General features: G+C 55.4%; 13 protein-coding genes and 1 tRNA gene. 3 read left to right on the top strand and 11 right to left on the bottom strand.

Features of this window, described 5'->3' with window-relative positions; genetic code table 11:
- Nucleotides 1-56: 56 nt before the first annotated feature.
- The 7 genes from CIK92_RS02380 to CIK92_RS02410 all read right to left on the bottom strand — a co-directional run bounded on the left by CIK92_RS02380 (nucleotide 57) and on the right by CIK92_RS02410 (nucleotide 8027).
- The gene (locus tag CIK92_RS02380) at nucleotides 57-491 is read right to left on the bottom strand and encodes a YqaA family protein (RefSeq protein WP_094388035.1); all 435 of its coding nucleotides are present in this window, start codon (nucleotides 489-491) and stop codon (nucleotides 57-59) included.
- Nucleotides 485-1408 carry a hypothetical protein gene (locus tag CIK92_RS02385; protein ID WP_094388036.1) on the bottom strand — a complete coding sequence of 308 codons (924 nt, stop codon included), beginning with the start codon at nucleotides 1406-1408 and terminating at the stop codon, nucleotides 485-487. The genes CIK92_RS02380 and CIK92_RS02385 overlap by 7 nt, the downstream gene beginning before the upstream one ends.
- A 62-nt stretch (nucleotides 1409-1470) precedes the next feature.
- A complete protein-coding gene (gene purD, locus CIK92_RS02390; protein WP_094388037.1) occupies nucleotides 1471-2742 on the bottom strand; it encodes a phosphoribosylamine--glycine ligase in 1272 nt (423 codons plus the stop codon).
- Between the two features lie 29 nt (nucleotides 2743-2771).
- On the bottom strand, nucleotides 2772-5018 hold the full coding sequence (locus CIK92_RS02395) for a DPP IV N-terminal domain-containing protein (RefSeq protein WP_094388038.1): 2247 nt from the start codon (nucleotides 5016-5018) through the stop codon (nucleotides 2772-2774).
- A gap of 98 nt (nucleotides 5019-5116) precedes the next feature.
- The gene (locus CIK92_RS02400) at nucleotides 5117-6589 is read right to left on the bottom strand and encodes a class I SAM-dependent RNA methyltransferase (RefSeq protein ID WP_094388039.1); all 1473 of its coding nucleotides are present in this window, start codon (nucleotides 6587-6589) and stop codon (nucleotides 5117-5119) included.
- Complete coding sequence (gene epsC / locus CIK92_RS02405; RefSeq protein WP_094388068.1) at nucleotides 6579-7472, bottom strand: serine O-acetyltransferase EpsC; 894 nt, start codon at nucleotides 7470-7472, stop codon at nucleotides 6579-6581. Before epsC ends, CIK92_RS02400 begins: the two co-directional genes overlap by 11 nt.
- Before the next feature lie 481 nt (nucleotides 7473-7953).
- Nucleotides 7954-8027, bottom strand: a tRNA-Arg gene (locus CIK92_RS02410).
- Between the two features lie 184 nt (nucleotides 8028-8211).
- On the opposite strand from CIK92_RS02410, the gene asnA reads away from it, so the two are divergent.
- Nucleotides 8212-9249 (top strand): aspartate--ammonia ligase, encoded by a 1038-nt coding sequence (gene asnA / locus CIK92_RS02415; RefSeq protein WP_094385069.1) that lies wholly within the window; start codon nucleotides 8212-8214, stop codon nucleotides 9247-9249.
- Between the two features lie 99 nt (nucleotides 9250-9348).
- On the opposite strand, the gene CIK92_RS02420 is transcribed toward asnA, so the two are convergent.
- Genes CIK92_RS02420 through CIK92_RS02435 form a run of 4 tightly spaced genes read right to left on the bottom strand, consistent with a single transcriptional unit; the run spans nucleotide 9349 to nucleotide 11549 of the window.
- On the bottom strand, nucleotides 9349-9999 hold the full coding sequence (locus tag CIK92_RS02420) for a hypothetical protein (RefSeq protein WP_094388040.1): 651 nt from the start codon (nucleotides 9997-9999) through the stop codon (nucleotides 9349-9351).
- Nucleotide 10000: 1 nt separating this feature from the next.
- Nucleotides 10001-10465 (bottom strand): hypothetical protein, encoded by a 465-nt coding sequence (locus tag CIK92_RS02425; protein WP_094388041.1) that lies wholly within the window; start codon nucleotides 10463-10465, stop codon nucleotides 10001-10003.
- A gap of 14 nt (nucleotides 10466-10479) precedes the next feature.
- Nucleotides 10480-10797, bottom strand: coding sequence for a hypothetical protein (locus CIK92_RS02430; protein WP_144007775.1), 318 nt, complete (start codon nucleotides 10795-10797; stop codon nucleotides 10480-10482).
- An 8-nt stretch (nucleotides 10798-10805) separates the two neighbouring features.
- Nucleotides 10806-11549, bottom strand: coding sequence for a M15 family metallopeptidase (locus CIK92_RS02435; protein WP_158214717.1), 744 nt, complete (start codon nucleotides 11547-11549; stop codon nucleotides 10806-10808).
- Nucleotides 11550-12119: 570 nt separating this feature from the next.
- Between CIK92_RS02435 and CIK92_RS02440 the strand changes: the two genes are divergently transcribed.
- Together CIK92_RS02440 and CIK92_RS02445 are read left to right on the top strand one after the other, a co-directional pair.
- Nucleotides 12120-14564 (top strand): DNA translocase FtsK, encoded by a 2445-nt coding sequence (locus CIK92_RS02440; protein WP_094388043.1) that lies wholly within the window; start codon nucleotides 12120-12122, stop codon nucleotides 14562-14564.
- Nucleotides 14561-15172 (top strand): LolA-like putative outer membrane lipoprotein chaperone, encoded by a 612-nt coding sequence (locus CIK92_RS02445; RefSeq protein ID WP_022311604.1) that lies wholly within the window; start codon nucleotides 14561-14563, stop codon nucleotides 15170-15172. Before CIK92_RS02440 ends, CIK92_RS02445 begins: the two co-directional genes overlap by 4 nt.
- Nucleotides 15173-15203 lie beyond the last annotated feature (31 nt).

Consider the following 15203-nt stretch of genomic DNA (forward strand, 5'->3'; position numbering starts at 1 on the left):
CCCAATAGCACTACGCTCGCAAGGAATAAAAGAGATGTAGGGATTCGCATAATATGTCATATTACTAATGAAGCACCCACGGCAAGGGCTATGTAGCGTATCAACTTGCCCAGGGTGATGCTGGTAAATGTAATGCAGAGATTGGCCTTCATCAATCCCAATGCCACGCTGATGGCGCTGCCCAATACAGGCAGAAACGAGAAGACGCCAAGCCATGCGCCATGGCCGGAAAGGAACTTCTGCGCCCGCTCCACCTTCTCCTTCTTGATGTGGAGGTACTTCTCTATCCACACCATCTTACCCATACGGCCTACGCCGTAATTGAACATAGAGCCAGCTACATTGCCTATCGTGGCATAGATAATCAGATAGACCGGATTAAGGCCTGCCGCCAGCAAGCCCAACATGATGGCTTCACTGGAGAAGGGGAAGACACTTCCAGCAAGGAACGAGGACAGCAGCATGCCCCAATAGCCGAAATCTATCAACATAATACTAAGTTGCAAAGGATTAACGCCACACTGGCGGCGGCGATGACAAGGAAAGTGACATTACTGGTTTTGGTGTGGCTGAGCGCCAGGAAATGGGCAATCAGCGGCGAGGTGTTGACGATGAGCAACGGGAGCAGCGCAGCATAGCTCTGGGGCTGCAGGACGATAAACACACTCAGCACAATCTGCATGATAACCAGGAACTCATAAATCATACGGGTGCTGATACGGTCATTGTAACTCGTATGGAGATAATGGCACATTCCCAGCACACCCATCAGCAGCACAAAGATGATGGTCAGGGTGACCATGAGCGGGAGGGAGGCGAAGCCGGCCAACGCGTCGACGCTCGCAATCGTCAGCAGATAGTCTGTATGCTCTGTCAGTCTGTGGGTATAGACCAGATAGCAACCCACAAGCCAATAAGGGAGCGTCAGCCCCATGAGTGACGCCAGCAGAGTGCGACTGCTGAAAGCCAGCATCTTGGTGGCGAGCAATATCCATAGCACCGGCAACAGCCAGAGCACACGCATCCATATCATGGAGACCACTCCCAGACAGACAAAGGCATAGAAGACAATGCCCGTGGCCTGCTTGTCCTGATAGGAATGGAAGAGGAGCGTGTAGAAGGTGGCAAACCCCAAAGCCGCGACGCCACTCTGGATGTGGGGGAACAGGAAGAGCGTCGTCATGCTGAACACGAGAAACGCACAGGAAACCATACGGCTATAGATGCGTATGAGGGCGTGATGGTTGTTCATCAGCACCATGAGGTAGGTGGCGAGTATGAGCATGCCGAACTCCGCCCACAGATTGTGGGTAAAGAGCCCGGCAGCCAGGTATACCGCCACAGCTACCACTGCCACGAAGGGCAGCGCATATCGGCTTTCGGCTAATCTGTTCTGTATCCGTTTCATTCGTTACTCTTGTCTGCTCCCTGCCGCAAGTCACGGCAGAGAGCATGGGGGTTATGCTTGTGTCACTTGAGGTCCTGACCGATGTCGCTTCTGAAGTACTTGTCCTTGAACTGTATCTTCTGGGCTTCACCGAAACTCTTGCGGAGGGCTTCTTCACGGTCTTTGCCATACGACGAAACGGCTATCACGCGGCCACCGGCAGTGACCACCTCGCCGTCTTTGACTGCCGTACCGCTATGGAAGACGATGCTCCCCTCCACGCTGTCGATACCGCTGATGGGATAACCTTTCTCGTAGTGCTCGGGGTATCCGCCGCTGACGAGCATGATGCACACGGCAGCGCGAGGATCAAACTCTATCTTGCGCTCAGCCAGATTGCCCTCGGCAACGCCCTCAAAGAGGTCCACGATGTCGCTCTTCAGCCTCAGCATGACGCTCTCGGTCTCGGGGTCACCCATACGGCAGTTGTATTCTATCACCATAGGCTCGCCATCGACATTGATGAGTCCGAAGAAGATGAAGCCTTTGTAGTCGATACCTTCCTCGGCGAGGCCATCGACTGTAGGACGGATGATGCGGTCTTCCACCTTCTTCATCCATGCCTCGGTGGCAAAGGGAACGGGCGTAACACTGCCCATACCGCCAGTATTCAGACCGGTATCGCCCTCGCCGATACGCTTGTAGTCCTTGGCCTCGGGCAGGACCTTATAGTTCTTGCCGTCGGTAAGCACAAACACAGAGCACTCGATACCGCTGAGGAATTCTTCGATGACCACACGCGCAGAGGCATTACCGAACATACCGCCGAGCATCTCGCGCAGCTCTTTCTTGGCTTCGTCAAGCGTGGGAAGGATGAGCACACCCTTGCCGGCACAAAGTCCGTCGGCCTTGAGCACGTAGGGAGCCTTGAGGGTTTCGAGAAACTTCAAGCCTTCATCAAGGGTGGTACCGTCGAAGGTCTCGTAGCGTGCCGTGGGGATATTGTGGCGCTTCATAAACTGCTTGGCAAAGTCCTTGCTGCCCTCGAGCACGGCACCGGCCTTGGAGGGACCTATCACGGGCACACCGGCAGTACGCTCGTCGGCCTTGAAGTCGTCGTAGATGCCCTTGACCAGCGGGTCTTCGGGGCCTACCACAACCATATCCACACCGTTGTCGGCGACAAACTGCTTGAGCGACTCAAAATCATCGGCCTTGATAGCCACATTCTGCCCCACACCGGCCGTACCGGCGTTTCCGGGAGCGATAAAGAGGTTCTCCACTTTCTCGCTTTGAGCGATTTTCCAAGCCAAGGCGTGTTCGCGGCCGCCGCTTCCTAACAATAATATCTTCATGACTGTATATGAATTATAGGTTTATGTCTTTACTTGAGATAGTCAAAGAAGTACTGACTGATGCGCTCATGGAGATGGGTACTCTGATGACCGCGCATGTTGTGGGGTTCACCGGGATAGGCAAAGAAGTCGGGCTGGGTGCCGGCGGCGATACATGCCTTGAGGAAGGTGAGGCAGTGCTGAGGCACGACGGTAGGGTCGTTGTAGCCGGTGATAATCTGGAGCTTGCCCTTGAGGTCCTTGGCCTTGTAGAGCAGCGATGTCTTCTTGTAGCCTTCAGGGTTAGTCTGCGGGGTGTCCATGTAGCGCTCGCCATACATCACCTCGTACCAGTGCCAGTCGATGACGGGACCACCGGCCACGCCTACCTTGAACACGTCGGGGTAATTGGTCATCAGCGAGATGGTCATAAATCCGCCGAAGCTCCATCCGTGAACGCCGATTTTGTCTCCATCGACATAGGGAAGGCTCTTCAGATATTCCACACCTTTCATCTGGTCTTTCATCTCTTCCTGACCCAACTGGCGGAACGTAACCTGCTCAAAGGCTTTGCCACGATGCTCGCTGCCGCGATTGTCGAGGATGTAGAGCAGATAGCCCTTGTCGGCCATATATGTCTCCCAACTGCGGCTGCCATAGTGCCAGCTTGCTTCGACATTGTGGGCGTGGGGACCGCCATAGACATAGACGATGGCGGGATACTTCTTGGCGGGGTCGAAGCCTGTGGGCTTGACCATACGCCAGTAGAGGTCGGTGGTACCATCAGCTGCCTTCACCGTACCACAACTGTACTCGGGCACGCGATAACCCTTCCAGGGGTCGGGGGCAGAGAAGTAGTCGAGCTTCTTGCCGTTGTCTACATTGATGATGGCGATATTGCGAGGGGTGTCAGGTGTAGTGTAAGAGTCATAGAGGTACTGACCGTCACTGCTTATCTGGGCACTGTGCCAGCCCTCGCCATTGGCGTCGATGAGGGTGCGCTTGCCGGTAACACAGTCTACCATGAACACGTTCTTCTGGATAGGACTGAGGGCATTGCCGGTGATGATGACACTCTTGCGACGGGCGTTGAATCCTACCACCTCAAACACTTCCCACTCGCCCTGGGTGAGTGGCTTGATGTCTACCGACTCGGTATTGCCAGCCATACGACTGCCATGCTTGCCGATGGAGCAGAGGTAGAGGTGGTTGTAACCGTCGCAACGGCTCTGCATGATAAAGGTGGAACTGTCCCAAGGCAGGAACATGATGGGGTTCTGCGGCTCTACGTATTTCTCGTCGGTCTCACGATAGAGCTCGCCGCTCTTTTCGCCTGTCTGTGCGTCGTAACAGGTGAGACGGCTGTCGTTCTGGTCGCGGTTGAGTTCAAACATATAGACCTTGCTGCCGTCGGCGCTCCAGGCGATGTTGGTGAAGTAGCGGTCAGTGGGGTCGCCGGCTTTGAGATAGACGGTTTTGCCGGTGTTGAGGTCAAAGACTCCCACGGTCACCTTGTGAGAAGTCTCGCCGGTCATGGGATACTTGTCGGGAGCGGCGGTGGCTATGCAGCTCTCGGTCTCGGGGTGGTTGAAGTTGATTTCAGGGATGTTGACCTGGGGATAGTCGGTCACCATCGACTGGTCCATGCGGTAGAAGGCCAGACGCGTACCGTCGGGACTCCAGAAGGTGCCCTTGTGTATGCCAAACTCATCGCGGTGTACGCTCTGTCCGTAGACGATATTGCGCGAACCGTCGGCAGAGAGCTGCCACTCCTTCACGCCGCGCTGCACATAGAGGTTGTCGTCCTTGAGATATGCCACAGCCTCGCTGGCGGCACAAGTCTCGAGGATATCGCCATCTATCTGGCGCTCGCTGAGCAGTGCCTTCTTCTTGAAGTCGAAGGTGTATATCGTGTGTCCTTCGCGGATGACCACGATGCTCTTGTCGGCATAGGGGAACTGCGCGTTGTAGAGCGAGTGTACCTTGCGGCTCTTGGTGGGACCAGCCCACTGGTTTACCTCATTGATGGCAAAGAGACGGCGCTCCTTGCCGCTCTTCTTGTCTACGATGAAGCAGGCCTCGGCATCCTGACGCACCAGCTGGTTGCCCCACCAGGTGCACCAGCGGTTCTGCACACGCATGTTGTGGAAGTTTCTGCCGCCAAAGTTGATGTCTTCAAGGGTGAGTCCCTTGTCGCCTGTCTGCTCCTTGACCATACCTACCTGCTGTGCGGTCTGTGCCTGCACGCCCATTGATAACATTGCTGCCATAGCGATGAATGATGTCTTGATATTCATGACCTCTACCTTATTATATATATATTATACTGACAGCCCCGGTGCCTCCCCCGTTGCGGTGCATAGGGATGGAAGCACCCTGACTGCTGTCCTGATGATTAATCTTCTGACTCGGCGTCGTATGTCTTGAAGGGATTGCGCTTGCCGCCCTTGCTGCCGCCCTTGCCGCCACGGCTGTCCTTGCCACGACGGTCGTTGTCGGTGAAGCGGGTACGGGGACGGTCCTGACGGTCGCCGAAGCGGTCGTCCTTGCCACGACGGGCAGGACGCTGCTTGTCGTCAAACGAGTGGAACTTGAATGAGCGGATGTCGCCTTCCTCGTTTTCCTCGTGCTCGTCCAGACGGCGCTTGAACTCACGCTCCTTGCGGAAGCGGTGCTTCTGTGCCATCTCGCGCTTCTCGTCTTCGGTCTTCACCACACCGCCCTCAGAGCGGAAGTCGCGCATCTTGCCGTCGAAGATGGCATACTTGCGGAACTCGCACTCCAGACTGCCGTTGTAGACGGGTATCTTGATAGAGGGCTTCAGACCTATCTGGTCGAAACATTCCTCGCGGTAAGAGAGCACCCAAGCCTCGTTGCCCATGAACTGGTGCTTGAGACGCTCGCCTATCATCTTGTAGGTGGCGAGCAGGTTGGGGGTAGAGATACGTTCGCCATAAGGAGGATTGGTCACCATGATGCTCTTGTTGGCAGGCTTGGTGAAGTTCTTGAAGTCGGCATTCTCTATGGTGATGTCCTTGGTGAGTCCGGCGGCACGCACGTTCAGACGCGCGGTGTTTACCGCCTTCATATCCACATCATAACCATAGATGTGGTGTTCGAACTCGCGCTCGCGAGAGTCGTCATTGTAGATGTTGTCGAAGAGGTCGGCGTCGAAGTCGGGCCACTTCTCAAAGGCAAACTCCTTGCGGAAGACACCAGGGCTGATGTTGCGGGCTATCAGTGCAGCCTCGACCAGCAGCGTGCCCGACCCACACATGGGGTCTATGAAGTCACACTCGCCCTTCCAGCCTGTCATGAGTATCATGCCGGCTGCCAACACCTCGTTCAGAGGTGCCTCTACGCTCTCCTGACGGTAGCCACGGCGGTGCAGCGATTCGCCGCTCGAGTCGAGGCAGAGGGTTGCGTTGTCTTCGGCGATATGGATATGCAGACGGATATCAGGGTTGGTCACAGAGATGTTGGGGCGGTTGCCGGTCTGTTCTCTGAACTGGTCGACAATGGCATCCTTGACCTTATAGGTTACGAAGCGGGAGTTGCGGAATTCCTCTGAGTAGACCACCGAGTCAACGGCGAAAGTCTTGCCATCAAGGATATACTTCTGCCATTCTATCTGCTTTACGGCCTCATAGACGTCCTCGGCAGAGCGGGCCTTGAAGTGTTTGATGGTTTTGAGGATACGGATGGCGGTGTGCAACTGGAAGTTGGCGCGATACATCAGCTCCTTGTCGCCGGTAAACGACACCATGCGGCGTCCTATCTGTACGTTGTTAGCACCCAATTGGGTCAGCTCTTGTGCCAAAATGGGCTCCAGGCCCATGAAGGTTTTGGCGATGAGTTCAAATTCCATTGTTATTATCGTCTTTGTTCTTTATGTATTTGCTTGTCTGAGGGGCCATGTCGTGCATCACCCAAGTATTGGCGCCCACCACACAGCCTTCGCCGATAGTGATGCGACCCAGGATGGTGGCATTGGCGTAGACCACCACGTTGTCTTCGAGGATGGGATGGCGGTCGATACCCTTGATGGGGTTGCCCTGGTCATCGAGGGGGAAACTGCGGGCGCCCAGCGTCACTCCCTGATAGAGCTTCACGTTGCGGCCTATGCGGCAGGTCTCGCCGATTACCACACCCGTGCCGTGGTCTATGGCGAAGTGGTCGCCAATCGTGGCGCCGGGGTGTATGTCGATGCCGGTCTCCGAGTGGGCCATCTCTGTCATCATCCTGGGGATGAGGGGAACGCCAAGGAGGTATAGCTCATGTGCTATACGATAGTTGGACAGGGCCTTGATGGTGGGATAGCAGCTGATAATCTCGGCAAAGCTCTTGGCGGCAGGGTCGCCCAGATAGGCGGCGTCGACATCGGTGGCAAGCCGGCGGCGCAACTCAGGCAGACGCGCTATCAGCTGCATAGCCTTGTCCTTGGCCTCACGCCGCAGAGCCGACACGGCATCATCGGGGCGCGCTGCGCAGAGCACGTCACGTATCTGCTGTTCGAGCAGGTGGTGCAACTGTTCGACAGTGACACCGATATGGAAGCGTAAGGTATTGGGGTCGACCGATGATTTGCCGTAGTAGCCTGGAAATATAACCGCTCTTGCCAACTGGACGATCTCTTCGAGGACGGGCCACGAGGGAAATGAGCGCCCACAGATAAGCCCCTCTAACGAAGAGGGGTCGGCAAGGGCATCGATGGTTTGTGTCAATATGTGTTCGGTAGAGCTATTACTCATCTGTCGTATCAGCATGTTGCTATTAAGATGCAAAATTACAAATAATTATTGATTTTCCGACAACGCCGGAGGCAAAATCACACATATTTATATTTATTATGACTAAACTCGAGCCAGAAAGGGGCGATTTGGCCGACAGCCTCCATGCTTACGCCATCGCCCAGTGGCCATAGATGGGTACACAAACCACCGGCGGCGGCCCACTGACCATCATCGGCAGACCACTGACCATCGTCGTCGGCTCGTATCAAATGATACGTGAGCACGTACCAATTGTCACGTGACCGCGTGACATACGATACGGGCTCACGTGACTTATGATACGATCCAGCAAAAGTCATCAGCACGGCGACATCGCAGCCTCAACGATCGCTATATCAATGTTTTACAAGAACCGCGACAAGGGCTGTCGCGCTGGGCACAAACACAAAAGCAAAAGAGGAAGCCTACCCCATCTCGGTGACTTCCTCTTTCATCGTAGTGACTCCGTTGGGATTCAAACCCAAGACCTTCAGAACCGGAATCTGACGCTCTATTCAGCTAAGCTACGGAGCCATAACTGTGATGCAAAGTTACAGCTTTCTTTTGAAATGTGCAAAATTCCTATCATTTATTTGCAGCGGCGCACAGATTGTCAATACATTTCCCACGATTATCGACAGATTGACAAAATATAACGCAATTTAATTTGCAGTTTATAAGAAATTATCTACCTTTGCAAGCAATTTAACACGAAATCATGAGTAAACTTATCATCAATAAAGAATACAAGCGTGTACTTGACCGCCGTCAGACCGAACATGGCATCAAGCTGGTCAAGGACTTCTTCCAGCAGAACCTCTCGACCGAACTGCGGTTGCAACGGGTTACTGCTCCGCTCTTTGTGCTCAAAGGACTGGGCATCAACGACGACTTGAACGGCACCGAGCGCCCCGTGACGTTCCCCATCCTCGACCTGGGCGACGCCAAAGCCGAAGTGGTGCACTCGCTGGCCAAGTGGAAACGGCTCACGTTGGCTGAATACGAGATTGAACCGGGCTACGGCATCTATACCGACATGAACGCTATACGCGCCGATGAAGAACTGGACAATCTGCACTCGCTCTACGTGGACCAGTGGGACTGGGAAGCGGTGATAACCAATGAGGAGCGCACAGTGAGTCATCTCAAGAACGTGGTAGAGCGCATCTACGCCGCCATTCTGCGCACCGAGTATCTGGCGTGTGAGACTTATCCGCAACTGAAGGCATTTCTGCCACGACAGATACACTTCATACACAGCGAAGAACTGCTCCAGATGTACCCCGACCTCACCCCCAAGGAGCGCGAAGACGCCATCTGCCGCAAGTGGGGCGCCGTGTTCATCATCGGAATTGGTGGCCGGCTGAGCGACGGCAAGAAGCACGACGGCCGCGCTCCCGACTACGACGACTGGACGACCATGGGCGAGAACGGGAGGGCCGGACTCAATGGCGATATACTGATTTGGTACCCCATACTCAACCGTTCGTTTGAGCTGTCGTCCATGGGCATCCGCGTAGACAAGGAAGCCCTGCTGCGCCAGTTGGCCCTCGAGGGCAAGGAAGACCGCAAGGAGCTCTACTTCCACCGTCAGCTGCTCGACGGAAAGCTGCCGCTGAGCATCGGAGGCGGTATCGGGCAGAGCCGACTGTGCATGGTGCTGCTCCACAAGGCACATATCGGCGAAATCCAGGCGAGTATCTGGCCCGAAGACATGCGCCGCGAGTGTGCCGAGGCTGGTATGCCTCTGATATGAGACCATTTTTCACTTTATATTTATCAGAAAAGGGACGCAGGAAGACCACATGCCTTCCGCGTCCCTTTTCGCATTTCTCTGGGTGGTGACTGCGCGCGCTCAGTCAAACCTGCACCGCGGGTTCATCTCCTGCGGACTCTGCCAGTCGATGCCCATCGCGGCGAGGACATCCCTCTTGATGCTCCAATACTTGAAGCAGAAGCCCATACCTCGCCACGACAGCCGTGTCTTGTTGTAACAGCGGCGCTCTACCTCATAGATAACCTCTTCCCACTGCTCTGTGCGCTCGACAGGACAGAAGCGGAGCGTGGCGTGGTAACGCTCCATCCACTCGTCGTCGCTCACGGCGGGGTCGATATAGTCTGCCAACTTCTGGCGGGCACGCTCCACATCGTCAAAGACATCCAGCTGGCGACGGTAGCCGGCTGCGTCGCCCTCATAGTCGTCGAAGGAGGTGTCGGTGGCAAGGTCCTGCGCGTCATCGATGAGGGCGCGCATCGACAACTGGTACTCGCGCACCTTGAGCGCAAATCGGGGCACATCGAGTTCGTCGACACACTCCATCATCATGTCGAGCAGACGCACACGGGTGTAAGGCGACAGCTCGCCCTCGACCCGCAACGGCAGGCGGGTGGTCATAAACTCAAACGCCTCCTGTGCCAGGGCGATATTGCGCCACCGCTTGGGCGTAGAGGCAAACCCGTCTATCTTGGAGAACAGCTTGCCCAGTCTCTTGATGTCCTTTTCCATATCAGTCTTCTTCTATAATCTGTTCGGGAGGCCATATCATGTCCATGATGGTCTCTGCGTCATAGTTGCCATGCTCCAGAGCGGTCATGAGCAGGTCGTAATAGCGCTCCATGTCGTCCATAAACTCCTCGGGGTCGTTGTTTTCGGCAGCCAGAGTCATCCATGTCCATGCTTCATCGTGTTCTGGGGCCAGACATCCACGGTCGATGCCCTCGAGGAGTATCTGTCTGAAGAGCTCGGGACGAACGAGGCGGAACGTACTCCAGTCGTCGGCAGCGGAGAGGAGCGCTTTCATGGGATAGGCTTGCACATAACCGCCGTCGACAGCCTGGTCGAGCAGCCCCAACACCTCTTGCTGGCGTAGGAGGGTATCGTGGTGGGCGCAGTCGGGAGTGAGGGCGTGTATCTCACCGATGTCGTAGGCCATATCGGCGGCTTTAAGATAATTGTTCAGTGCTGGGTCCATAGCATAAGGGGTTATTAGTCTACAGATACATAAAGTTCAAAACGGCAGTAGTCATGGCCGTCGGTGTCGCAGTGATGACCGCCACCATAGCAGATATGGGTGACGCTGTCGCCATAACGGATGTCGATGCCGTCGTCATCGGCGCCGACAAAGACAAGCGGTTTCCACCGTCCGCCTTCACCACGCCACTTGAGGGCATCACCCGGGCTGAGCGCAGCAAGGTCATAGGTTTCCACTTCGTCATGGTCACAATTGGGGCCACCCATCATGGCTGGATAGAAAGAGTGGCATACTCTCACGCAGTGGGTCGCGGGCTGTCTGTCTGTTTGCATATCAGTGATTAGAATGGTTTCTCAAAATGCTGGTAGTCCTTGAGCGAGCGCCAGGCACCACCCCAGCTGAAGCCGTGCTGGAGGAAAAGGCGGTGGCAGAGGTCGCCGCGCTCTATCTTGTAGTCGAAGCGGCGCTCGCGATGGGTATAGGGTTCGGCGTTGGCTGGCTGGATGAACAGCCGGCCATTGGCACGCCGCTTGACATAGGGATTGTACAGCGGATTGATGTCAACAGCCATCCCCATGGCATGGGCAGAGACCTTGCGACTGCCAGCCACGGTGCGGTAGCAGAAGCAGGAGGTGTTGTTGGCCCGCATGGAGGTCTCGTCGTCAGCCCGATACTCGTCGACCAGCACCATGCGCGCGATGGGATAATGGGCATCGTAGAGCTGACGGAAGATAGCCACCAGGTCGGCAGCGATGCGGCGATGGCAGACCATCTCGCCGAGCACGATGCGGTCGTGGGCGTCGCGGTGGAGCAGCCGCAGATAGCGCAGGTCGGCTCGGGCTATGTGGGGATTGGGCATATAGGAGTAGCGCATACGGGCAAACACCGCATCGCTTATCTGCTCGATGGCAAAGCAGCGGTCTACGCCATAGCGTGTCCCCTCCTGGGCACTCCCCACAGTGCCGGCGCGCCACGAGTCCAGGTCGGCAGCGCTGGCAGCTGTCACCGCCAGCACCATCACCACCGCCGCACAGAGCGTCTTCATCAGCCTGTCGGCCTTCGTCATCATCGTTGTCATATTCATACCTTCCTTTGCGTCCTCGACCCGTTGCCCCACTCCCCTATCGGTCGTGGCCATCGTCCGGCGGACATATATAATATATATAGGTGTACAAATTTAGCCAAAATATCGTTTGGAGTGGCATTACAAATGTTAAAATCATTAAAAACATCATCACTGCGGTAGGGATGACAAGGGTAAGCGTTGTTATGGTAGTAGTAAGTTATAAAGTTATACTCTGTGAGAGAGTGCAATACTAAAAATAAAACCTTATGTAGATTATTGTACACTAACAGCCCACGTCTGCACAATAGCGTTTGTCAGCCCGGGCTGTTTTTTTATGCCCTTCTGCCAAGCGATGGTCATCACGGCAACTTCCACGATACCGACAGCCGTCCTGGCGGTTCAACCCATACTCGAGGAAGATAAAAAAAACACGCTAAAGATGAAAATAATAATCATTTCGTGAACGTATATGACTTTTTTGGAGTATTTTTGCAGATACAACGGGTTGCTGCATGGCAACACGCTAACTGCCATCAATGACAGAGAACCCATATACGACACACCAACATAATAAACACGCACGATATAATGGCAAAGAAGAAAACAGAGAAAAAGCCAAAATCAATGGGCGAGGCCGTGGGCTTCGTCAACATACTGAGCAACGAGAAGGTCGACTTCATCCTGGGACTGCTTGTGCTCTGCTTCGTGATATACATGGTCATCGCCATGGTATCCTACTTCAACACGGGTCAGGCAGACCAGAGCATACTCGACGACATGCGCCCGGGCGAATGGCTGAACTTTTCCCGCCAGTTTACCAATTACTGCGGGTCGCTGGGAGCTATGCTCAGCTACTGGCTCATTACCGTCAACTTCGGCTTTGCCGCATTCCTCATCCCCGTATTCCTGCTCATGGTGGCACTGTGGCTGATGCGCGCCTATAAGGTGAGCCTGCTCAAGTGGTTTGCCTGCATCACGGTGGTTATGGTATGGTGCTCGGTGACGCTGGCCAAGTTTCTCACGCCTTTCGCCGGAGACCTGGTGTTCAACCCTGGCGGCAGACACGGTCTGTACTGCGTGGACTTTCTGGAGAACCTCATAGGCCCGCCCGGACTGGTGGTGGTGCTGGCCATTACTGCCATCACCTTCCTTACCTATCTGAGCGCCGAGACCATCACCATCATCCGCAAGATGCTCAATCCCGTGGGCTATTTTACGTCCAAAATCCAGTTTACCATCAATACCCCCATCACCAACGTCAATGCTGGCGATGATGAGGACACAAGCGATGACAGCAACGAGGACAACCCTGAAGACGAGGTGAGAGAAGAGTCTCGGGCTATGGTTGTGAACCTTTCGCCCGACGAGCCGACGGTCGCCACGCCCGTACCCGATATAGAAATTGAGCCTGCCGCCAACGACGAGCCCAAGGGCAGCACCCTGACCATCGAGGTGCCCAAGGGCGACGAGACCACCCAGGCGAAGACGCTCACTGCCGACGAGATACGCAAGACTCCCATTGACCCACGCGAGCCTTTCACGCGATACAAGTTCCCTACACTCAGTCTGCTCAAAGACCACAACGCCGGCAAAGGTAACGCCGTGGATATGGAGGAAATCAAGGTCAACAATGCCCACATCGTCGAGGTGCTGCGCTATTTCGACGTGAGCATCGACAAGATCAACGCCACCGTTGGCCCCACCGTGACCCTCTATGAGATTACGCCCACACCAGGTACCCGAATTGCCAAGATACGCAACCTGGAAGACGACATTGCCATGAGCCTCGCCGCCGAGGGCATACGTATCATCGCGCCTATCCCCGGCAAGGGCACGATAGGTATCGAGGTGCCCAACAAAAAGAAATCGACCGTGTCGCTGGAGAGCGTGCTGGGCGTCAAGAAATTCAAGGAGACCAAGATGGAGCTGCCGATGGCTCTGGGCAAGACCATCACCAACGAGGTGTTCATGGTAGACCTTGCCAAGCTGCCCCACCTGCTTGTGGCTGGTGCCACGGGTATGGGCAAGTCGGTAGGACTCAACGTCATCATCAACTCACTGCTCTACAAGAAGCACCCCAATGAACTGAAGTTTGTGCTGGTAGACCCCAAGAAGGTGGAGTTTACCCCCTACAACAAGATAGCCCAGCACTTCATGGCCTGTCTGCCCGAGAACGACGACGAGCCCATCATCACCAACGTGCAGAAGGTGGTGCGCACGCTCAACTCGCTCTGCACACTGATGGACCATCGCTACGACCTGCTCAAGGCCGCAGGTGTGAACAAGATAAAGGACTATAACGCTCTTTACCTTAACCACAGGCTCAACCCGAACAACGGTCACGAGTATATGCCATACATTGTGGTAATCATCGACGAGTTCGGCGACCTCATTATGACTGCCGGCAAGGAGGTCGAGCTGCCTATCGCACGCATAGCCCAGCTTGCGCGCGCCGTGGGCATACACATGATTATCGCCACGCAGCGTCCTACCACCTCTATCATCACCGGTAACATCAAGGCCAACTTCCCTGGCCGTATGGCGTTCCGCGTAGGAGCCCAGATAGACTCGCGCACCATCCTCGACCGCAAGGGCGCCGACCAGCTCATAGGTATGGGCGACATGCTGTTCCTCAACGGTTCTGAGCCAGTGCGCGTGCAGTGTGCCTTCATCGACACCGAGGAGATAAACGCCATCAACACCTATATCGAAGACCAGCCAGGTCCCGTGGAGCCAATGGAACTGCCCGAGCCTGTCGACGTGTCGCAGGGCGAAGGCGCCAGCACCCCCCCCCGCGAGCCCATCGCCGACAAGGACCCGATGCTCAACGAGGTGGCACGATACGTGGTACTCAACCAGCAAGGCTCTACCAGCAGCATCCAGCGCAAGTTCAGCATCGGCTACAACCGCGCCGGACGCATCATGGACCTCCTCGAGCAATACGGCATCGTGGGTGCAGCCCAGGGCTCCAAGCCGAGACAGGTGCTGGTCAACGACGAGAACCAACTTAACAGTATTTTGTCAGATAAATGATGAAAAAGACTATCTTAATCACACTGATGGTGATGCTCACCCTCACCATCGGCGCACAGAACGCCGCCCAAGCCCGCAAGGTGCTTGACAAGACGGCTGCCGTGGTGAGCAACAAGAACGGCGCAACAGCCCAATTCACCCTTTCCAGCGCCAAGACAGGCACCGTGAGCGGACGGCTGTCGCTCAAGGGCAACAAGTTTCAGGTGACAACGCCCCACTCGATAATATGGTACAACGGCAAGACACAGTGGTCTTACCTCAAGTCGACCGAAGAGGTCAACGTGAGCACCCCCACCGCCGCCCAGCAGCTGCAGATGAACCCCTACAGATTTATCAATATGTATAAGACCGGCTACAACCTCGGTCTTACCGATAAAGGCAAGGCCTACTGGGTGCATCTCACTGCTCGGAACCCCAAAAACAGCGTGCCCGAAATCTATATCCTTATCGACAAGAAGACCTCGCACCCCGAGACCATCAAGATGCGCCGCGGCAAAGAGTGGACCACCGTCACCGTGCGCAACTTCAAGGCTGGCCGTCTGGCCGACAGCGTCTTCACCTTCAACGCCAAGGAATTTCCCCACGCCGAGGTGGTCGACCTGAGATAGTCACTTATCCCCATCCTCAACCAGACCACGC

The organism is Prevotella sp. P4-67 (assembly GCF_002251325.1).
Lineage (GTDB): Bacteria > Bacteroidota > Bacteroidia > Bacteroidales > Bacteroidaceae > Prevotella.